16 protein-coding genes are annotated in these 21399 nt (G+C 70.9%); 15 read left to right on the forward strand and 1 reads right to left on the reverse strand.

Going from position 1 to position 21399, the window contains the following annotated elements:
• Positions 1–410: 410 nt before the first annotated feature.
• The 13 genes from ACWDRW_RS27945 to katG all read left to right on the forward strand — a co-directional run bounded on the left by ACWDRW_RS27945 (position 411) and on the right by katG (position 16385).
• Positions 411–1418, forward strand: a complete 1008-nt coding sequence (locus tag ACWDRW_RS27945; RefSeq protein WP_451727160.1) for an ABC transporter permease subunit — start codon at positions 411–413, stop codon at positions 1416–1418.
• Complete coding sequence (locus ACWDRW_RS27950) at positions 1415–3391, forward strand: FAD/NAD(P)-binding protein (protein WP_451727163.1); 1977 nt, start codon at positions 1415–1417, stop codon at positions 3389–3391. Before ACWDRW_RS27945 ends, ACWDRW_RS27950 begins: the two co-directional genes overlap by 4 nt.
• 274 nt (positions 3392–3665) lie before the next feature.
• On the forward strand, positions 3666–4235 hold the full coding sequence (locus tag ACWDRW_RS27955; protein ID WP_451727166.1) for a winged helix-turn-helix domain-containing protein: 570 nt from the start codon (positions 3666–3668) through the stop codon (positions 4233–4235).
• Positions 4236–4249: 14 nt separating this feature from the next.
• Positions 4250–5467, forward strand: a complete 1218-nt coding sequence (locus tag ACWDRW_RS27960) for an acyl-CoA dehydrogenase family protein (RefSeq protein ID WP_451727168.1) — start codon at positions 4250–4252, stop codon at positions 5465–5467.
• A 26-nt stretch (positions 5468–5493) separates the two neighbouring features.
• Positions 5494–6276, forward strand: coding sequence for a TSUP family transporter (locus tag ACWDRW_RS27965; protein ID WP_451727171.1), 783 nt, complete (start codon positions 5494–5496; stop codon positions 6274–6276).
• A gap of 413 nt (positions 6277–6689) precedes the next feature.
• On the forward strand, positions 6690–7736 hold the full coding sequence (locus tag ACWDRW_RS27970) for an ABC transporter substrate-binding protein (RefSeq protein ID WP_451727174.1): 1047 nt from the start codon (positions 6690–6692) through the stop codon (positions 7734–7736).
• A 4-nt stretch (positions 7737–7740) separates the two neighbouring features.
• A complete protein-coding gene (locus ACWDRW_RS27975; RefSeq protein ID WP_451727176.1) occupies positions 7741–8592 on the forward strand; it encodes an ABC transporter ATP-binding protein in 852 nt (283 codons plus the stop codon).
• Positions 8589–9617, forward strand: coding sequence for an ABC transporter permease (locus ACWDRW_RS27980; RefSeq protein ID WP_451727179.1), 1029 nt, complete (start codon positions 8589–8591; stop codon positions 9615–9617). The genes ACWDRW_RS27975 and ACWDRW_RS27980 overlap by 4 nt, the downstream gene beginning before the upstream one ends.
• Before the next feature lie 68 nt (positions 9618–9685).
• Positions 9686–11053 carry an LLM class flavin-dependent oxidoreductase gene (locus ACWDRW_RS27985; RefSeq protein WP_451727181.1) on the forward strand — a complete coding sequence of 456 codons (1368 nt, stop codon included), beginning with the start codon at positions 9686–9688 and terminating at the stop codon, positions 11051–11053.
• Positions 11050–12663 carry an FAD-binding protein gene (locus ACWDRW_RS27990; protein ID WP_451727183.1) on the forward strand — a complete coding sequence of 538 codons (1614 nt, stop codon included), beginning with the start codon at positions 11050–11052 and terminating at the stop codon, positions 12661–12663. The genes ACWDRW_RS27985 and ACWDRW_RS27990 overlap by 4 nt, the downstream gene beginning before the upstream one ends.
• Positions 12660–13028 (forward strand): 4Fe-4S dicluster domain-containing protein, encoded by a 369-nt coding sequence (locus tag ACWDRW_RS27995; RefSeq protein WP_451727186.1) that lies wholly within the window; start codon positions 12660–12662, stop codon positions 13026–13028. Before ACWDRW_RS27990 ends, ACWDRW_RS27995 begins: the two co-directional genes overlap by 4 nt.
• A 40-nt stretch (positions 13029–13068) precedes the next feature.
• Positions 13069–13968 carry a TauD/TfdA dioxygenase family protein gene (locus tag ACWDRW_RS28000; RefSeq protein WP_451727188.1) on the forward strand — a complete coding sequence of 300 codons (900 nt, stop codon included), beginning with the start codon at positions 13069–13071 and terminating at the stop codon, positions 13966–13968.
• A 227-nt stretch (positions 13969–14195) separates the two neighbouring features.
• Positions 14196–16385, forward strand: a complete 2190-nt coding sequence (katG, locus tag ACWDRW_RS28005; RefSeq protein WP_451727191.1) for a catalase/peroxidase HPI — start codon at positions 14196–14198, stop codon at positions 16383–16385.
• A gap of 140 nt (positions 16386–16525) precedes the next feature.
• Here katG and ACWDRW_RS28010 read toward each other — a convergent pair whose 3' ends face one another.
• Positions 16526–19474 (reverse strand): nSTAND1 domain-containing NTPase, encoded by a 2949-nt coding sequence (locus ACWDRW_RS28010; protein ID WP_451727194.1) that lies wholly within the window; start codon positions 19472–19474, stop codon positions 16526–16528.
• A 150-nt stretch (positions 19475–19624) separates the two neighbouring features.
• Here ACWDRW_RS28010 and ACWDRW_RS28015 point away from each other — a divergent pair, with 150 nt between their 5' ends.
• Together ACWDRW_RS28015 and ACWDRW_RS28020 are read left to right on the forward strand one after the other, a co-directional pair.
• On the forward strand, positions 19625–20053 hold the full coding sequence (locus ACWDRW_RS28015) for a peptidase inhibitor family I36 protein (protein ID WP_451727197.1): 429 nt from the start codon (positions 19625–19627) through the stop codon (positions 20051–20053).
• 195 nt (positions 20054–20248) lie between these two features.
• On the forward strand, positions 20249–21373 hold the full coding sequence (locus ACWDRW_RS28020; RefSeq protein WP_451727199.1) for a DUF4185 domain-containing protein: 1125 nt from the start codon (positions 20249–20251) through the stop codon (positions 21371–21373).
• Positions 21374–21399: the final 26 nt, after the last annotated feature.

The following is a 21399-nucleotide window of genomic DNA, read 5'->3' on the forward strand; positions in this document are numbered from 1 at the left end:
AGGGAAGGGCCGGTCAGACGGCCCGCTGCCGCGTCAGGTACAACACGCGGCGGACCACACCCGACCGAAGTCGATGTGGTCGCGTGAGACCAGGCGCGGCTGGGGAGGCATGCGACTAATTGAGCAGGGCTTTTCGCTTCCCGTCAAGCGGCGCCCGGATGCCGGACCGTCTCGACCGGCCCTGTGCCATGTGCTGTTGACACATCGACGCCATGGGCACATACGATCGACGGCGGACCGGCTGCGCGCTATGCGGCAGCCCTTCCAGCCGCGTTGAGGGACGCGGCGCAAGTGACGACGCCGAGCCCCGGCCGCATCGTACGCACGCAGCGCCTGTGCCGCTGCGCTCCCTGCGTGTGCCACCGGGTGGTCACCCACGCCCGCGATTCCCTCCCCCGGAGAGCCTCTCGATGGTCACGTCTTCCGAAGTCCCGCCGGCCCCCGCCACGAAGCCAGCGAAGCGGGCGGCAGCCCTCGGCCCCCAGGTGCCGCGGATCGTGCCGCGCCGGCGCGTCGGCCGGTGGCTGACCGCAGCGGTCGCCCTGCTGCTCTTCGCGATGGTGCTCAATTCCGTGATCCGCAACCCGGCGTTCCAGTGGGAGGTGGTGGCCCGCTACTTCACCACCGCCGCCGTGCTCGACGGGCTAATGCTGTCGCTGTGGCTGACCGCTGTGGTGATGGTGCTCGGATTCCTGCTCGGCACGGTCCTCGCGGTGATGCGGCTCTCGGCCAACCCGGTTCTGCGCACCCTGAGTTGGGGCTATGTGTGGATCTTCCGGTCCACGCCGCTGCTGGTGCAGCTGCTGTTCTGGTTCAACATCGGCGCCCTCTACCCGACCTTGGGCCTCGGCATCCCGTTCGGCCCGCAGTTCCTCACGGTCCAGACGGTCAATCTGCTCGGGCCGACACTCACCGCCGTCATCGGCCTGACCCTGCACGAGAGCGCCTACGCCGCCGAAGTGGTGCGCGGCGGCATCCTGTCCGTGGAGTCCGGACAGACCGAGGCCGCCCAGGCCCTGGGGCTGAGCAGACGCCGAACCCTGCGCCGGATCGTCGTCCCCCAGGCGATGCGCTCCATCGTGCCGACCGCCGGGAACATGCTGATCGGCACCCTGAAGGGCACCAGCATCGTCAGCGTGCTGGCCGTCCATGACCTGCTGTACTCGGTGCAGCTGATCTACAACCAGACGTACCAGGTCATCCCGCTGCTGATGGTCGCCACCCTGTGGTACATCGCGGTCACCACCGTGCTCGGCGCCGGCCAGTTCTACGTCGAGCGGTACTACGCCCGCGGCAACTCCCGTGCCCTGCCGCCCACTCCGCTGCAGCGGCTGCGCGGCCACCTGAGCGCCCTGCGCCGCCGGCTGAGTGCGGCGACGGCCGCCGACGCCCACCCGGTGATCGGCGGTGACCGGTGAGCACCGCACCTTCCGCGGCCGTCCTGGTCGTCGTCGGCGCCGGACCGCGCGCCACGGGCCTGCTGGAGCGCATCGCCGCGAACGCACCCGAACTGTGGGACCCCACACGGCAGTTGCACATTCACCTGGTGGATCCGCACCCGCCCGGCCCGGGGCGCGTGTGGCGCGACGAGCAGTCCGCGCTGCTGCGGATGAACTCGATGGCCGAGGACGTCACCATGTTCACCGACGAGTCCTCCACCATCGACGGACCGGTACGGCCCGGTCCCTCGCTCGCCGAGTGGGCCGCCCAGTTCGCGGGGCCGGAGCCACGCCATGCCCCGTACGCCGAACCCGCCGACCCGGACGTGCTCGCCGAACTGCGCACGCTCGAAGGCAGCGCCTTCCCCACCCGCCGCGCCCAGAGCGCCTATCTGGACTGGGTGTTCCGCAGGGCGCTGGCCGACCTGCCGTCCTCGGTCACCGTCGAGTGGCACCGCACCACCGCCACCGCCGTCACCGGTCCTGCGGACGGCCCGCAACACGTGCACCTCGCCGACCGCGGCGATCCGCTCACCGCCGACCTGGTGGTCCTCGCCCAAGGGCACATCGGCTCCCTGCCCACCGCCGAGCACCGCGACCACGCCGACTTCGCCCGCCGCCACGGCCGGTTCCACCTCCCCCCGGAGTTCTCCGCCGACGCCGACCTGTCCGCCCTGCGCCCCGGTGAGCACGTCATCCTGCGCGGTCTCGGGCTGGCCTTCGTCGACCTGGTGACGCTGCTCACCGAGGGCCGCGGCGGCACCTACCGCACCGAGGCCGACGGCACGCTGACCTACCTCCCGTCCGGCCGCGAGCCGGTCCTCCACGTCGGATCGCGGCGCGGGGTGCCGTACCACTCCAAGACGCGCTACCGCCTCCGGGGCCCCCGGCCACCGCTGCCGCGCCACTTCGGACCCGAGGCGATCGAGGCGCTGCTCGCCGAGGACCGCCCGCTGGACTTGAGGCGCGACGTGTGGCCGCTGATGGCGAAGGAGATCGGCTTCGGCCACTACCACGAGCTCTTCCACGCCCATCCCGAGCGCACCGCTCTTGCCTGGGCGGACTTCATCACCGCCTACGACCGGCTGGGCTGGTACGACGACGCCATGGCGAGCCTCGTCGCCACGGCCGTACCCGATCCGGCGGACCGTCTGGACTTCGAGGCCCTGGACCACCCGCTGGACGGCCTCGCCTTCCCTACGGCGGAGGCGTTCCAGAACCATCTGCGCGAACACATCGCCAAGGACGTGGCCCGCCGTGAGGACCCGGAGTTCAGTGCCGACCTCGGAGCGTTCCTCGCCCAGCTCTCCGTCTACGGGCAGCTGCCCGGGCTGGTCGCCGCGGGGCGGCTGACGGCACGGTCCGTCGCCGAGCACCTCGACGGGTGGTGGCACGGCTTCTTCAGCTTCCTGGCCTCAGGACCGCCCGGCTTCCGCCTGCGCCAGCTCCTCGCGCTGTCCCGGGCCGGCGTCGTCCGCTTCGTGGGCGCCGGCATCCGAATCGGCGCCGACGAGTCCACCGGCACCTTCACCGCGACCAGCCCCACCGTCCCCGGTCACACCGTCCACGCCACCGCCCTCGTCGAGGCGTACCTGCCGGGCCCCTCCCTCGACCGCACCGAGGACCCTCTCCTGCGCGGCCTGTACCGGGCCGGCGCCCTCACCGAGGAGGTCATCACCGACACCACCCACACCCACCGCTCCGGCCTGCTCGCCGTCTCCCCCGCCGACGGCCACGTCCTCGACCCGTCCCTCGGCCGTACCCACCCTCGACGCATCGCCCTCGGCGCCCCCACCAACAGCCGGGCGGTCGCCGCGTTCGCCCGCCCCCGCACCAACGCGCCCGCCTTCCGCCAGAACGACGCGGTGGCCCGCGCGCTCCTGCGCGCCCTGAGAGACACCGAGGCCGAGACAGAAACGTCTCCGGTGGACGGTCGGCCTCTCAGAGTGTGAGATCTTCCCTACTTTTCCCATGGATTCACTAGGGAACGCTTGACGCGTTCACCGCGAGTGCGCAGCATGATGAACATGTCCCGTAAGCAGCAACGACTCGTTCGTCGTCGGCATGTCGACTTTGGTCACGTCGTCAGCGCCGCCTGCTGTCGCGCGTAAGGCACACGGCTCACCCAGCCACACTCGTGCCACTCCGCTCCCCCCTTTCCCGGGCACTCGGGCGACTCACCCCATGCGCCTGACGGCCCCACACTCTTCCGAGGGACAAAACGCCATGACCACGGCACTTCCAACCCAGGCCACCCCACACGATCCGTCGCTCACCGACACCCCGCACCTGCGCCTGGTGGGCGACACCACCCCCGGGGGCGCCCAGGGGCACACGTCCGCGCCGCTCATCGGCTATCTCGTCCTCGTACCCGAGGGCACCGATCCCGCCGAGCTCTTCGCCAAGGACAGGCCGCGGCCCGAGATCCGCCCGGTCGGCGCCGCGGTCTCGGCACCGGCCCGGCGGACGACGGCAGACGACGCCGTCCGCATCGATCCGGCACGGCACGTCGCCGAGTTGGACGGACGCGAACTGGACCTGACCTACCTGGAGTTCGCACTGCTGGCGCATCTCGTCCAGCGTCCCCACCACGTGCACTCGCGCGATGCGTTGGTGGCCGCCGTCTGGGGTTACGCCCACATCGGCGACGGCCGCACGGTCGACGTCCACATCGCCCGCCTGCGCCGCAAGCTGGGTGAGGCTCACCGGCACCGGATCGTCACCGTTCGCCGCGTGGGCTACAAGTACGTGCCGGACCAGGAGAGCCCCGACGCCGCGCTCCGCGGCCGACCTTGAGGAGAACACTTTCCATGGGCCTTGCCTCCGCTCCGTCCCTCCCCGCCTCGCCATCCGAATCCGGCCGCGCGCACTGGCTGCGCGTGGCCCGCGAGGCGGCGGAAGACCTTGCCACGGACACCGTGGCAAGAGAACAGGCGGGCAAGGCCCCGATCGACGAGGTGTCCCGGCTGCGCGAGGCGGGCCTCCTGGCGCTGACGCCGACCGGGTCCCAGGTCGGCGGCCCGGACTGGCCCACGGCCTACGCCGTCGTCCGGGAGATCGCGGCGGCCGACGGCGCGATCGGTCAACTGCTCGGCTCCCACTACTTCCTGTCGTGGAGCGCCCGCTTCTTCGCCGAGCCCGACCTCGCCGCGCGGACAGAGCAGCGATCCGCGGCGGAACAATGGTGCTGGGGCGGCGGTTTCGCCAGTCAAGAGCCGCCTTTGATGCTCGCCAGCACCTCCGAGGGGCTGGTGCTCGACGGGCGGCAGACCTACACCACCGGGGTCCTGGTCGCCGACCGTCTCGCCGTGCGCGCCGTGCGGGAGGACACCGGCGAACCGCTCGCCGTCGTGGTGGACCCCACTCTTCGCGGTGTGGTGATCGACGGCCACACCGACACGTTCGGCCAGCGACTCGCGGCGGGCGGCAGCGTGGAGTTCGACGACGTCCCGGTGGAGGCCGACGACGTGCTCGGCTCCCTGTCCGCGGACGAGGACCTGCTGTCGCCCCGGGCCGCGCTCGCCTCGCCGGTCGGGCGGCTGTTCTCCGCTCAGCTCCTCCTCGGCATGACGGAGGGAGTGCTCGCCGAAGCCCGCGAGTACAGCACTACGGGTCATACGCCCTGGCAGTCCGCCTGGCCGGCCGGTACCCCGCATGACCCGCAGGTGCAGACCGCCTACGGAGAGCTCGCCGTCCTCACCCGCTCCGCGTCGGCACTCACCGATCAGGCGCTGGAAGCCGTGCGGCGCGGGCTCGCTCGCGGCGAAGACCTCACCTTCGACGAGTGCGCGGACATCTCCGCCCTGGTGAGCATGGCCGAAACCGCCGCGGCCAGGGCGGCTCAGGAATCCGCCGTCCGCGCCCTCGAGATCGTCGGCCCTCGCTCCACGTCCGCTCGGCTCGGCCTCGACAGGTTCTGGCGCAACGCCCGGACCCACACCCTGTACGAACCCGCCGCACAACGGCTCCGCGACGTCGGGGAGTACTACCTCAACGGCGCCCACCCTCCGTTCATCCTGCCCTCCTGATCGGGAGGGGGGAGGACGAGGCTGTCGTGACGTGGTCAACCGGGCTGGCGGGTCTGGCCGTCGGTCTGCTCATAGCGGCGGTGACCGCACCGGTGGGCGTATCGGGTGCGGTGTTCCTGCTGCCAGTGCAGTTGAGCGTGCTCGGGGTGCCCAGCCCGGCGGTCACACCCACGAACCTGCTGTTCAACGTGGTCGCAGGGCCCGGTGCCCTACTGCGCCACCACCGCAAGGGCTCGCTGCGCGGCCCGCTGACCCGCCGCCTGGTGACCGGCACTCTGCCCGGGGTGGTCATCGGCGCCGTGATCCGGGTCTTCGCCATCCCGGGAGCCACCGTCTTCCGCCTTCTGGTCGCCGCTCTGCTCCTGCCACTGGGCCTGTGGCTCATCCGGCGCACCCTCCGCCCCGCCCGGCCGGCCCCGGCCGCGGAACCCTCACCCCGGGCCATCACCGCACTGGCGCTGGTCGTCGGGGTCTTCGGCGGCATCTACGGGATCGGCGGCGGCTCCGTCCTCGGCCCCCTCCTCGTAGGCCGGGGCATGCCCGTCGCCCGTGTCGCACCGGCCGCCCTCGCCTCCACCTTCGTCGCCTCCCTGACCGGGGCCGCGGTCTTCGCGCTGCTGTCGCTGACCGGCTCCGGAGACATCGCCCCCGACTGGTACCTCGGCCTGGCCTGCGGCCTCGGCGGACTCATCGGCGGCTACCTCGGCGCGCATCTGCAGCCTCGGCTCCCCGACACGGCGCTGCGTCTTCTGCTCGGCACCCTGGCCACCGCCCTCGGTGCCCTCTACGCCGTCCAGTCACTGCGCTGACCACGGCGGCGAGCACCCCCCGGGCGGTGCCCCCCCGCCATCGCCCTTCCGGGCAATTGTGAACACCGCGCTTCCCTCGTATGTCGGACTGTTGAGAACACACGACGCCTGCCCAAGTGTCATTGACCTGGCTGATTTTCGCTGCAACGCTCGTGGCTGTGAGCAAGTCCGAGATCCTCGCCGCGCGCCTCCACGTCGATCTGCGATGTCAGGCCAGCGCCCTCTGTGCCGCCGGTCGGCGCACTCACTGACCGGCGCAGCTCCTCTCCGCTCCCTTTCACAGTCGGCTCGTGCGCGAGCCGCTGCTTTCACCAGACGTCGGCTCTCCCCGTAGCCGTTTTGCGCTGAGATTCCCTCTCCGCCGTTCGACGTCTGTCCTTTCCCCGCCCCATTTCCCTGAACAGGACCTTTCCATGGCCACGACGGCATCGACCCGACGTCATTTCCTCACCCTGCTCGGTCTTTCGGCGGTGTCGGTGAGCTGCGGCACGGCCGTGTCCGGAACACCGGCCGCCAAGGACCAGACGAAAACGCTGAGGTACCAGGGCTGGGCCGGTCAGGTCACACCGCCCGAACTGGCCGAGGATCTCGGCTACTTGGAGGACGTGAAGCTGGAGTGGGTCGGCAACACGATCAGCGGACCGCAGGACATCCAGTCCGCGGCCACCGGTCAGGTCGACTTCGGTGGCGCGTTCAACGGCGCGGTCGTCAAGCTGGCCGCCAACAACGCACCCATCAAGGCCGTCATCAGCTACTACGGCGCCGACAAGGACGCCTACAACGGGTTCTACGTCCTCAAGGACAGCCCGATCCGCTCGGCCCGCGACCTGACCGGCAAGAAGGTCGGGATGAACACCCTCGGCGCCCACTCCGAGGCCATGCTCGACATCTACCTCCAGCGGGGGGGTCTCTCCCAGGGGGACATCGCCAAGGTCGAGCCGCTCGTGGTTCCCCCGGTCAACACCGAGCAGTCCCTGCGCCAGAAGCAGATCGAAGTGGCCGTACTCGGCGGCATCCTGCGCGACAAGGCCCTGGAGACGGGCGGCATCCGACCACTGTTCACCGACTACCAGCTGCTCGGCGCGTTCAGCGCCGGCACCTATGTGATGACGGACCGCTTCCTGAAGCAGAACCCCGACACGGCCCGGACCTTCGTCACCGGGGTGGGGCGAGCGATCGAGTGGTCCCGGTCCACTCCGCGCGAGAAGGTCATCGAGCGGATGACACAGATCGTGAAGAAGCGCGGCCGCAACGAGGACGCGGGGCCCCTGAAGTTCTGGCGGTCCTACGGCGTCGCGGAGACGGCGGGCCGGATCACCGGCAAGGAGCTCCAGTTGTGGATCGACTGGCTGGCCGAACGGGGCGACATCAAGAAGGACCAGGTCACGCTGTCCGAGCTCTACACCAACGAGTTCAACGACCACGCGAAGTCCTCCCCCACCGCGACGAGCGGGAGCTGATCCCATGGCGCAGTCCACCACCCCCGAGCCTCCCGCACCCAAGATCGTCTTCGAGGACGTACGGAAGGAATTCACCGTCAAGGACCGCTCCGCGGACCGGCAGACCACCAACTTCACCGCACTGGACGGCATCGACCTGGAGATAGCGGACGGCGAGTTCGTCGTCCTGGTCGGTCCCAGTGGCTGTGGCAAGTCGACGCTGCTGGATCTGCTCGGCGGTCTCACCTCACCCACCGGCGGCCGGATCCTGCTGGACGGCGAACCCGTCACCGGCCCGGGTCTGGACCGCGGGATCGTCTTCCAGCAGTACGCGCTGCTGCCGTGGCGCACGGCACAGGGCAACGTCGAATTCGGCCTGGAGGCCACCGGCGTCCCCCGGCGGCAACGCGCCGCACGGGCCCGGGAGTTCCTGGACCTGGTCGGCCTGACCGGGTTCGAGGACCGTCACCCGCACGAGCTGTCGGGTGGGATGCGGCAGCGGGTGGCGATCGCCCGCAGCCTCGCCTACGACCCCGACGTCCTGCTGATGGACGAACCGTTCGCCGCTCTGGACGCCCAGACCCGGGAGTCTCTCCAGGACGAACTGCTGCGCATCTGGCAGCGCACCGGCAAGACCGTCGTCTTCATCACCCACGGCATCGACGAGGCCGTCTATCTGGGACAGCGCGTCGCCGTGATGACGTCCAGGCCCGGCCGGATCAAGCAGATCGTGCCGGTCGCCCTCGGCTCCCGCACGGTGACGGACGACCTCCGCTCCAGCCCCGAGTTCGCACATCACCGTCACGAGATCTGGTCGCTGCTGCATGACGAGGTGGCCAGGGCCCAGCAGTTGGAGAGGGAGGAGGCCTCCGTATGAGCTCCACGACCGGCAGGACCGCCGAGACGGCCGACGAGGCTCACGCGACCACCACGACCAAGGTGCCCGTCACAGCAGTCCAGGCACCTTCCCGCACCGAGCGCACTGAGCGCACCGAGCGCACCGAGCGCACCGAGACAACTGAGCCCGCCTCGCCCAGCACTTCCCCGCCCACCCACTCGTCACCCCCGCACACACGGCGCGCTCCCTCCCTGGCGGCCCGTGTCCGCCGTACGGCGCTCCGGACGGTCCGCCGACTGCCGTACCTGCTGCTCACGGGGGCCACCAAGTCCGCGGCCATCGTGGCGCTGCTCCTGCTGTGGGAGATCGCGCCCCGGGCCGCTCTGGTGGACCGCACCTTCCTGCCGCCGTTCACCGAGGTCGCCACCGCCTGGTGGGAGCTCGCCGCGGACGGCCGGCTCGCCGACAACGCCCAGGCCAGCCTGACGCGTTCGTTCAGCGGATTCGGTATCGCCGTGGCGGTCGCCGTGCCGCTCGGACTGCTCATCGGCTGGTACAAGCCCGTCGCCGACCTCCTGGGGCCACTGCTGGAGGTGTTCCGCAACACCGCGGCGCTGGCCCTGCTCCCGGTGTTCGTCCTGCTGCTGGGCATCGGCGAGACCTCGAAGATCTCCATCGTGGTGTACGCCTGCACCTGGCCGATCCTGCTCAACACCATCAGCGCGGTCCGGCACGTCGACCCAACCCTGCTGAAGCTGGCCAAGTCGATGGACCTGTCCGCCCCCCGCCTGTTCCAGAAGGTCATCCTGCCGGCCTCGGTACCGGTGATGTTCACCGGCATCCGGCTGGCCGGAGCGGTGTCCATCCTGGTGCTCGTCGCCGCCGAGATGATCGGCGCCAAGGCGGGCCTCGGCTACCTGATCAACGCCTCGCAGTACAACTTCGCGATCCCTCAGATGTACGCGGGCATCATCACCATCTCCGCCATCGGCGTGGCCTTCAACCAGCTCCTGGTGGCCGTCGAGCGACGGCTCAGCTCCTGGCGCGTACCCGCGGGCGGCTGACCCGCCCACCCTCGCGCTCCCTCGCGCACTCCCCCGGCCACCCCCCTCCCTGATCCGAGGACGACCTGATGACTCCGCCCAGCCCTCGCCAACTGCACCTCAACGCCTTCCTGATGAACGCCGGCCACCACGACGCCGCCTGGCGCCACCCGCGCACCCAGCCCGAACGCGTCACCGACCTGCGCTACTTCCAGGATCTCGCCCGCACCGCCGAACGCGGCCTGCTCGACTCCGTCTTCCTCGCCGACGGACTAGCCCTGTGGGGGAAGGTCCGCCACAACGCGCTCGGCGGCTTCGAACCGCTGACCCTGCTCTCGGCGCTGGCGGCGGTCACCGACCACGTGGGCCTGATCGCCACGGTCTCCACCACGTTCAACGAGCCCTTCCACACCGCCCGCAAGTTCGCCTCCCTCGACCACATCAGCGCGGGCCGCGCCGGATGGAACATCGTCACCTCCGGCACCGTCAACGAGGCACGCAACTTCGGGCAGGAGGAGCACCTGGAACACCGGCTGCGCTACGAGCGGGCACGGGAGTTCGTCGAGGTCGCCACCAAGCTGTGGGACAGCTGGGAGGACGACGCGATCCTCCTCGACCGTGAACGCGGCGTCTACGCCGACACCGACAAGGTCCGGGAGATCAACCACCGCGGAGAACACTTCGGGGTGCAGGGCCCCCTCAACGTCCCGCGCAGCCCGCAGGGATACCCGCTGCTGGTGCAGGCCGGTTCGTCGGAGGACGGCAAGGAGTTCGCCGCCCAATACGCCGAAGCCGTCTTCACCGCGCAGCAGACCCTCGCCGACGGCCAGTCCTTCTACAAGGACCTCAAGTCCCGCCTCGCCCGCTACGGCCGCAGCGCCGACCAACTGCTGGTGCTGCCCGGTATCGCGCCCGTCATCGGCTCCACGGAGGCCGAAGCCCGCGCACTGGAACAGGAACTGACGGATCTTCAGGTTCCGGAGTACGGGCTCGCCCAGCTGTCCGGGATGCTCGGCACCGATCTGACCGGACTGCCGCTGGACGGGCCGCTGCCCGAACTGCCGGAAGAACGGGACATCAACGGCAACAAGAGCCGCTTCACGCTCGTCGCCGAACTCGCCCGCCGTGACGGCCTCACCCTGCGCGAGCTCATCGCCCGCCTCGGCGCCGGACGCGGCCACCGCGTCTTCGCCGGCACCCCCGAGCAGGTGGCCGACGAGATCGAGGAGTGGTTCACCGAGGGCGCCGCCGACGGCTTCAACATCATGCCGCCCCATCTGCCGGGCGGCCTGGAGGACTTCGTCGACCACGTCGTACCGATCCTCCAGCGGCGTGGGCTGTTCCGTACCGAGTACACCGGGCGCACCCTGCGCGAGAACTACGGCCTGGCCCGCCCGGCCAACCGGCTGACCGCGCCGCCGACCGCGCCGACCGCAGGGCAGGAGGTGGCCGTATGACCGGCCTCGACCTCACCACGGACGTCCTGGTGATCGGCGGCGGCCCCGCCGCCACCTGGGCCGCCCTCAAGGCGGCACAGGCCGGGGCGGACGTGGTACTCGCCGACAAGGGCTACTGCGGCACCAGCGGTGCCACCGCCTCCGCCGGCACCGGCGTCTGGTACGTCCCCCCGGACCCCGCCGCGCGCGAGGCGGCCATGGCAAGCCGAGAGGGACTCGGCGGATACCTGGCCGACCGGCGCTGGATGGCACGCGTGCTGGACCAGACGTACGCCGGCATGAACGAGCTGGCCGCGGCGGGCCGTTATCCCTTCCCCAGAGCGTCGGACGGACAGCAGCTCAGGAACGGTCTCCAGGGACCGGAGTACATGCGCAGGATGCGCATCCGCGTGCAGCGGGCCGGAGCGCGCGTCCTGGACCACAGCCCGGTCACCGAACTGCTCACGGATCCCTCCGGGGCCGTGGCCGGCGCCCGGGGACACCGGCGCCAGGCCGGTCAGCCCTACCAGGTACGGGCCGGTGCCGTCGTGCTGGCCACGGGAGGCTGCGCGTTCCTCAGCGGTGCACTGGGCTGCAATGTCAACACCGGTGACGGCGCGCTGTTCGCCGCGGAGGTGGGCGCGGAGATGTCGGGGATGGAGTTCTCCAACGCCTACGGCATCGCTCCCGAGGGAACCTCCGTCACCAAGACGGCCTTCTACTCCTTCGCGACCTTCTATCACGAGGACGGCACGGTCCTGGACGGCGCGGCCAGCCAGGGCGGCCGGTCCGTCATCGCGAAAGCCCTGCTCAGCGAGAAGGTGTACTGCCGCCTGGACCGGGCGGACGAGGCGGCCCGCGCAGCCATGCGGCTGGCCCAGCCGAACTTCTTCCTCACCTTCGACCGCCTCGGCGTCGACCCCTTCACCCAGCGCTTCGCCATCACGCTCCTCGCCGAGGGGACGGTTCGTGGCACCGGCGGCATCCGCATCACCGGCGACGACTGCTCCACCACCGTCCCGGGCCTGTACGCGGCCGGCGACGCGGCGACCCGCGAGCTGATCTGCGGCGGCTTCACCGGCGGGGGCAGCCACAACGCCGCCTGGGCCATCTCCTCCGGCAGCTGGGCCGGGCAGGGCGCGGCCCGCCACGCCCGTTCGCTCGGCACACGCACCGCCACGCGCCGCCTGGTCGCCGCGGGCGGGGCCGGGCTCCGGCCCACCGGGACAGCGGGCCGGGACGACGCCGTCCACGAGGTCGTCACCGCGGTCCAGGCGGAGGTGCTGCCGTACGAGAAGAACTACCTGCGCCAGGGCAACCGGCTCACCGCCTCGCTGGAGATCCTCGACAGCGTCTGGGAACACTCGCGTGCCTCCCTGCACGCCGGGGGCGGGCACACCGTACGGGCGAGAGAGGCAGCGGCGATGACGGCGCACGCCCGCTGGATGTACGCGGCGGCCCTGGCCCGTACCGAGACCCGTGGCATGGCCAAACGGCTCGACTTCCCCGCACAGGACCCCGCTCAACACCACCGCATCACCACGGGCGGTCTGGACCGGGTGTGGACCCGCTTCGAGCCCCTGACGACCGCGCCAACCGTACCGGCCGCACCCGTGGAGGTGGCTTCGTGATCGAACTGGTCTCGGCGGACCGCTGCATCGCCTGCGACAAGTGCATCAAGGTCTGCCCGACCGATGTCTTCGACCGAGGCGAGGACGGCATCCCCGTCCTCGCCCGCCGCGACGACTGCCAAACCTGCTTCCAGTGCGAGGCGAACTGCCCCGCCGACGCCCTGTTCGTCGCCCCGCAGACCCACCCCCTGCCCGACGACGACCCCTCCCGGGACGAGGCCCACCTCAACCGTTCGGGCCTGCTCGGCAGCTACCGCCGGCACATCGGCTGGGGACAGGGCCGCACACCCGGCGCACTGCGCGCCGTAGGTCCGCCACTCGGGCCGCCGGGGGCCACGGGCCCCTCCCTGCCCATCACCTCCTGACCACCCATCACCGCTCGTCCAACGGAAGGAACCACCACCCATGACCACCAGCACCGGCTTCGACGTCCGCAGGATCGGCGGCCGCATCGGCGCCGAGATAGTCGGCGTCGACCTTGCCACCGACCTCGCCCCCGCCATCGTCACCGAGATCAACTCCGCGCTCCTGGAGCACAAGGCGCTCGTCTTCCGGGGACAGGACCTGGACGACGCGGGCCAGCTCCGCTTCGCCTCCCTCTTCGGTGAACTGACCACCGCGCACCCCACGGTCCCCTCCGTCGACGGCCAGCCCCACATCCTGCCGGTCGACGGCGACGAGGGCATCCGCGCCAACCAGTGGCACACCGACGTCACCTTCGTCCGTACGCCCCCCAAGGCGTCCACGCTGCGCAGCATCGTGGTCCCGCCCTACGGCGGCAACACGCTCATCGCCAATTCGGCCGCCGCCTACCGGGATCTGCCCGAGCCGCTGCGAGAGCTGGCGGACAAGCTGTGGGCGGTGCACACCAACGATTACGACTACGCCGCCCCGAAGAGCGAGAAGGCCGCCGAGCACCGCAGGCGGTTCGTCTCCCGGAAGTACCGCACGGCCCACCCGGTCGTCCGGGTTCATCCCGAGACCGGGGAGCGTGGACTGTTCGTCGGCGGCTTCGCCCAGAGCATCGTGGGCCTCGGCCCGTCCGACTCCCGGGACCTGCTGCGCATCTTCCAGTCGTACGTCACGCGCCCCGAGAACATCGTGCGGGTGGCCTGGACGCCGGGCGACCTCGTGCTGTTCGACAACCGCATCACCCAGCACTACGCCCCCGACGACTACGGCGACCTGCCCCGCCTGCTGCACCGGGTGACCGTCGCGGGTGACGTCCCGGCCGGCGTCGACGGCACGCTCAGCCACGTCATCGAGGGCGACGACGCCGCCCACTACACCCCCACCGCGGCCTGAGCACCGCGTTCGGCACGCACGGCCGCCGGGCAGGAGCATCCATTCCTCCCCGGCGGCCATTCGCTTTCCGTGTTTGTCATACGGGGGTGCTCTGCGTGTTTCGTAGCGATGCGGTCAGTAGTAGGCGACCATACGGACGCTGACACAGCGCGTTTTCCAGCCGCTGGGAACAAATGGCGCGCTGGGCGTGGATCGCGGTGAACACGGAGACAGGAAGAAGGACAGACATGCCCGGCAGCGAAAGCGAGAACCCGGTAATCCCCTCCCCGAGTCCCACGCCGACCCGGCCCAGGACGAACCGGGACTGGTGGCCGAATCAGCTGGAACTCCAGGTTCTCCACCAGCACTCGTCCCGCTCCAATCCGATGGAGGAGGACTTCGACTACGCGAGCGAGTTCGCGACCCTCGACGTCGACGCGCTGAAGCGGGACGTCTTCGAGGTGATGACGACGTCCCAGGACTGGTGGCCCGCCGACTACGGCCACTACGGTCCGCTGTTCATCCGGATGAGCTGGCATGCCGCGGGCACGTACCGCATCGCGGACGGCCGGGGCGGCGGCGGCAGCGGGGCACAGCGCTTCGCCCCGCTCAACAGCTGGCCGGACAACGCGAGCCTGGACAAGGCGCGCCGTCTGCTCTGGCCGGTGAAGCAGAAGTACGGCCGGAAAATCTCCTGGGCCGATCTCCTGGTTTTCGCCGGCAACTGCGCCATGGAATCCATGGGATTCAAGACGTTCGGATTCGCCTTCGGCCGCGAGGACATCTGGGAACCCGAGGAGATCTTCTGGGGGCCCGAGGACACCTGGCTCGGCGATGAGCGCTACAGCGGCGACCGGGAATTGACCGGGCCTTTCGGGGCCGTGCAGATGGGACTGATCTACGTCAATCCGGAGGGGCCGAACGGCAACCCGGATCCGCTGGCCGCCGCCCGGGACATTCGCGAGACATTCGGCCGTATGGCGATGAACGACGAGGAGACGGTGGCGCTCATCGTCGGCGGCCACACCTTCGGCAAGTGTCATGGCGCGGTCGACGCCAGCTACATCGGCCCGGAGCCCGAGGGAGCCCCCCTGGAGCAGCAGGGGCTCGGCTGGCGCAACACGCACGGCAGCGGCGTCGGCTCCGACGCGCTCACCAGCGGGCTCGAGGGAGCGTGGACCTCCGAGCCGGTCAGGTGGGACAACGGCTATCTGGACAACCTGTTCGGGTACGACTGGGAGCTGACGACGAGCCCCGCCGGCGCCAAGCAGTGGACGCCCACGGATCCGGCGGCCCAGGGCACCGTGCCCGACGCCCATGATCCCTCCAAGCGGCACGCTCCCATGATGCTGACGACGGACCTCGCGCTGAAGCAGGACCCTGTCTACGCGCCGATCGCGAAGAGCTTCCACGAGAACCCCGACAGGCTCGCGGACGCGTTCGCCAAGGCCTGGTACAAGCTGCTGCACCGAGACATGGGCCCCGTCTCGCGCTACCTCGGCCCGTGGATCCCCGAGCCGCAGCTGTGGCAGGACCCGGTGCCGACGGTCGATCACGAGCTGGTCGGAGGCCAGGACATCGCCGCCCTCAAGGCCAGGATCCTCGACGCCGGACTGTCCGTCTCCCAGCTGGCCACCACCGCGTGGGCAGCGGCGGCCAGCTTCCGCGGCACCGACAAGCGCGGCGGGGCGAACGGAGCGCGGATCCGGCTGGCACCGCAGAAGGACTGGGAGGTCAACAACCTGCCCGAGGTGACCGAGACGGTACGTGCGCTGGAGGGCATCCAACAGGACTTCAACGCCTCACAGGCCGGCGGCAAGAAGGTCTCGCTCGCCGACCTGATCGTCCTGGGCGGCTGCGCGGCCGTCGAACAGGCCGCGAAGAACGCCGGGCACGCCATCACGGTCCCCTTCGCACCCGGCCGCACGGACGCCTCCCAGGAACAGACCGACGCGCAGTCCTTCGCCGTGCTCGAACCCAGGGCGGACGGGTTCCGCAACTACCTGCACGCCGGGGAGAAGCTGTCGCCCGAGACTCTCCTGCTCGACCGCGCCAGCCTGCTCACCCTGACCGCCCCGGAGATGACCGTCCTGATCGGCGGCATGCGGGCCCTGAACACCGGCTACAAGCAGTCCCCCCACGGAGTCCTCACGGACCGGCCGGAGACACTGACCAATGCCTTCTTCGTCAACCTGCTCGACATGAGCACGGAGTGGAAGGCGTCGGCCACGGACGAGAACGTCTTCGAGGGCCGGGACCGCACCACCGGCGAGGTCAAGTGGACCGCCACCGCCGTCGACCTCATCTTCGGCTCGCACTCCCAGCTCCGGGCCCTCGCGGAGGTCTACGCGTCCAGCGACGCGGGCGAGAAGTTCGTACGGGACTTCGTGGCGGCCTGGACCAAGGTCATGAACCTCGACCGGTTCGACCTTTCCTGATCGCTGTCCTCGTCGGAGCGGTGACGCGGGAATGCACGCGATAGAGGGGCCGACGGCAGCCGGCCCCGTCCCGCCGGCGCCCCGGCCGATGCGGGCCGGTTCTCCACGGCGCGTCACACGGCTCTGCGCCACGCCCGCCCTCACGCGCGGCGCGGGCAGGGCGGGGCGTAGTCGAGTCGGGGGAAGTGGCGGGCCCACTGGTCGCGGCCGATGGGGGTCCGGACGCGGTCGCAGGCCTCGGCGAGCGCACGGTCCAGATCGGTGTACCAGATCTGGACGCTGTAGTGGGCCGTGACGCTGAGGAAGGTGCCGCTCGCCGTCAGAGGGCGCACCTCCTTCACCGTCCCGCGGGGGTTGGTGAGGTGGGCCAGATGGGCCGGGTGCGCGCGGTCGGTCACGTCCCACACGTTCACCGCGCCGTCCACGCCGACGGTCACCGCCGTGCGGCCGTGCGGGGCGAAGGCCACGCCGGTGACGATGTCGGCGTGCCGCGCCAGCCCACCCAGCTCCCGGTGCCGGGGAAGGGCGCTGACGTCCCACAGCTTGGCCGTACGGTCGTCGCTCCCGCTCAGCAGGCTTCGGCCGTCCCGGCTGTAGGCGAGGGCGTCCACGAAATGCCGATGGCCTTCGAGGACGGCGACGGAGACGGCGCGGCGCGGGTCCGTGACGTCCCAGATGCGGACGTCGCGGTCGTCGGAGCCCGAGGCCAGGGTCCTCCCGTCAGGGCTGAAGGCCACGGGCTTGACGTTCCCTCGGTGCCCGGCGAGCGTGCCCAGCATCCGGGGGCGGGCCGGGTCGGTGATGTCCCACAGGCGGATGGTGTCGTCGTAACTGCTGGTGGCGGCCATACTGCCGTCGCGGCGCACGGCGATCGAGTAGAGGGGGCCCGCGTGGCCCGTGGGCCGTTTCGACAGCGGGGCCGGGTTGCGCGGGTCGGACACGTCCCACAGTCGGAGCGCGCCGTCGACGCCCGTCCCGACCAGCGTGTCGCCGTCCCCGGTGAACTCGATCGCGTTGATGCCGATTCCCTGTGCGTCGAGGACGCCGAGCCGGCGGGGCAGTAGCGGGTTGCTCATGTCCCACAGGACGACCCGCGAACCGTCGGCCATGGCCAGAGTCCGGCCGTCGGCCGTCACGGCCGGGGCGTGCCCGGCCGGGGTGTGCTCGGCGGGTGCCTGCCCGGCCGGTAGGGATCCGAGTGTCCTGGAGCCCATCGAGGCGACGGACAACGTGCTGAGCAAGGCGTCCTCAGTCCGCTCCTGTGGGGACCGGCGGTAGGCGGCCAGGGCGATCTGCACCGCCAGGGACGGACTGTGCTGGCTGAGCCGAACGGACTCGGCAGCGGCCCGCAGGGCCACGGCCTCGTTGCGCTGCCGCGTGACGGTCTCCTGTGCCCGGACGGCGAAACCGGCGGCGGTCACCGCGCAGACCAACAGGACGACCAGGGCCCCGGCCAGTCGGCGCAGGCGGCGCAGGCGGCGGCGGTCCCGCTCTTGTGCCTGCCGCGCCGCCGACTCGCCGGCGTCGAGGAAGGCGCGTTCCCGGGCGGTCAGCACCTGCGGCGGCAGTTCCCTCGCGGCGGCGAGGCGCGCCCCGCGGTAGAGGGTGTCCGGGTCGTGGTCCATGGACTCCCAGAGCGTCGTGGCCTCGGTGAGCGCGCGGTGCAGGCGCTCCTGGCCGCGGTCCTCCTCCAGCCACCTCGCGAGCCGGGGCCAGCATCGGATGAGTGCCTCGTGAGCGATCTCCACATGGTCGCCGTCGGCGGTCAGCAGCCTCGCCCTGGTCGCTTGTTCGAGGACGAACGTGGTGTCCGGTCCGCTGTCGAGTTCCTTGCGCGGCACCCGGCGCTTGGTGTCCTCGGTGCCTTCGCCCAGCGCGACGAGCCGCACGAACAGCCGCCTCGCGGCCTCCTGTCCGCTGTCGTCCAAGGCGCCGTGGAACTCCTCGGCGGTCTGGGTGAGCGCGCCCTCGAAGCCGCCCGCGGCGCGGTACCCGGCCAGCGTGAGCGCGTTGCCCCGCCGCCGCTTCCAGGTCTCCAGCAGGGCGTGCGACAGCAGGGGCAGCGCCCCGGGCCGGCCGTGGGCGTCGGCCGTGAGTGTGGTCAGCAGCGCAGTCTCGACGGTGAGCCTGCTGCGGGCGGCGGGCTGGACGATCGCGGCCCTCAGCTCCTCGGCGGTCATCGGGCCGACGGAGTGGTGGGCGTGGGGCAGGGCCTCGGCGAGACCGGGCAGTCGCGTGCAGTGCGTGTAGAAGTCGGACCGTACGGCGATGGCGACTCGGGAGCGGCTGTCGGACGTCCGCGCGGCGTGCACGAGGGCGGCCACGAACCGCTCCCGTTCCCGCGCGTCGCGGCAGAGGGTGAACACTTCCTCGAACTGGTCGACGACCACGAGCAGTTCCTCGGGTGAGGCATCTGCTTCCTGCCGCCCGGCGAGAATCTGCCGCACCATCCGGTGAAAGGTGACCGGCTCGGCCGCGAGTTCGGCGGGCACCGGACCGGGGGCGACACCGGCGCGGGCAGCCAGCCGTGCGCCGCATTCCTCCAGCGGGTGCGCGCCGGGCGTGAAAACGAGCGCCGAACCATCGGGAAAGGCGGGGATCACTCCGGCGCGCAGTACGGACGACTTCCCGGACCCGGACGCCCCGAACAGTACGAGAAGCCGTTTCGCCTTCAGGTGTTCGACGAGTGCGCCGGTGAGTTTCTCGCGACCGAAGAAGAATCCGGCATCGGACTCCCCGAACGCGAAGAGGCCGGCATAGGGGGGCTTGGGAACGACCCCATTCCGATTCTCCGTGCCGACATCGGCCGACGCGTCCGCACCGCTGCACGCGTCGGCCGTCCGCTGCCAGATCACCCTCCATTCCCGCTCGTCTCCCCCGCACGCGCGCACATAGGCGAGAGTGACCGCCAGGCTGGGGAGTTGACGTCCCGCAGCGGCCGAGGAGAGCGTCGCGATCCCGTAGTGCGCCCTCCGCGCGAGGTCCCGATAGGTGGGTCGGCCCGCCTGTTCCCGCAGTTTCCGCAAACGGGCCGCGAACTCGAACAGAGGACCGTTTTCCGGGTCCAGAGGAATCTCTCCCCGTGGCACGCACCGCCCCTTTCCCCAAAGCCCATCAGATTGTTCGGCATCCGTTTGTTCACCATCGGGCGGCCGGACCTGAACAACAGATTAGCGGCTACAAACGGTGCATCAGGTCCCGCAAACAGGACCGGACGACGAACGGAAAAGAGCAATCGCATGACGAACATGAAGAAGCGGCCGCGCCCGATCAGGACGCTGCTGGCCTCGGTCGCCCTGGCGACCGCCGCCCTGGCCACGGCCGGCCCCACGCACGCGCAGTCGCCGGTGGCTCACTCCCAGGCGGGGCCGGTCACGGGCATCGCGAACGCCGCCGCTGTGCCGCACTGCCCCACCGGCAAGATCTGCATGTGGTCGCAGGCCCACTTCCAGGGCACGCGCTACGACTGGAGCCCCGACCAGGGCAACGTCTTCCTCGGCGCCCACGGGCTCGCCGACAAGGTCGCTTCGTTCGTCGCCTCGGTCGGGGGCTGCTTCCAGGACTCGCCGCCGCCGGAGCCGGCCACCATGCGTCCGGTCAACGCGGGCGACTTCGGCTCGGACTACACCTTCGGCCGCCGGGTGGACCGGATCAAGCCGGTCTGCTGAAGCGGGAGCGCATCACTCGAGTGCCGGTATCCGTGACCGCGTAGCGGACCCCGGCACCCGCGTCGGGACAGCCCGGCTCCGCGGGGCCAATCCGCGCAGACCGCCGCCCCGCACCGCCCAGGTGTTCGTCCCCACGGAGCCCGTGGGGACGAACACCTGGCCCCTCTCCCTCGATCCCTCCACCAAGGAGCCTTCATGCACGACCCCGCACCGGATGGGGCAGCACGTCCACCCCGGGCCCCCATCCGCCCGGTCCACCTCAGCCGGGCCGGTTTCCTGCGAGCGGCCACCGCGGCGGCCCTGGGCAGTCCCCTGCTGCGCACCCCGGCCCACGCCGCGGCGGAGACGCTCCACGTCTCCAAGGTCGCCGACCTCACCGGCCCTGGACTCACCACCCGGTTCCGCATGGAAGCCACCGACCTGGGTGTGCCGGCACGGACGCCCGACGGCCGGCTCCTGTTCGTCTTCGGCGACACCTTCGAAGAGGGCAGGGTCGGCGGCGGGTGGTGGCGCTCACCCGTGGCGCTCTACGGGCGCTTCGACGGTCCGGACCGCCCGGTCGCCTGGACCGGTGCGGTAGGTGGTCGGCAGGCCCGGCAGCTGTGGCCGTACGCCCACGACAACCCGGAGTACTCCACCGTGCTGCCGTCCGACGTGATCACCCTCGGCGACTGCATGTACCTGCACGCCATGGTGAACAAGGGGCTCGGCAACGTGGTGCGCACCGAGATCTGGCGGTCGGACGACTCGGGCGCGACCTGGTTCCCGACCGGTGCCGTGTTCGCGCCGGACCTGCACGGCGGCATGTTCCAGTTGCTCACCTGGGCCCTCGGCGACGACGGCCATGTCTACGTCCTGTCCACCGGGTTCCAGCGGAACAAGCCGGTCATCCTGCACCGGGTCCGCCCGGACAGGCTGACCGAGCCCGGCGCCTACGAGCCGTGGGGACGCGGCCCCGACGGCAGCTGGGCTTGGGGCAACCCGCCGTCACCCGTCCTGGACGGCACCTTCGGCGAGTTGTGCCTGCGGCTGCTCGACGGCCGGTGGATCCTCACCTGGTTCAACCAGGGGGATTACCGCATCGAGGGCCTCGTCACGGAGCACCCCACCGCGGACCTGCGCACCGCTCATCGCCGCACGCTGCTGTGGGGCACGTCCTGGGGCCGGGAGGACGACACCCACGTGGCGCAGTTGTACGGCGGCTACGTGATCCCCGGGTCGACCCTCGACGACCTGCACCTGTCGGTCAGCCAGTGGAACACCCAGGCGGGATGGCCCTACCGCGTCATGCAGTTCCGCGTCCGCGGACTCGCCGGCTGATCCGCCGCCCCGTCAGAAACACTCAC

The sequence above is a fragment of the Streptomyces sp. NPDC003635 genome (genome assembly GCF_053587635.1).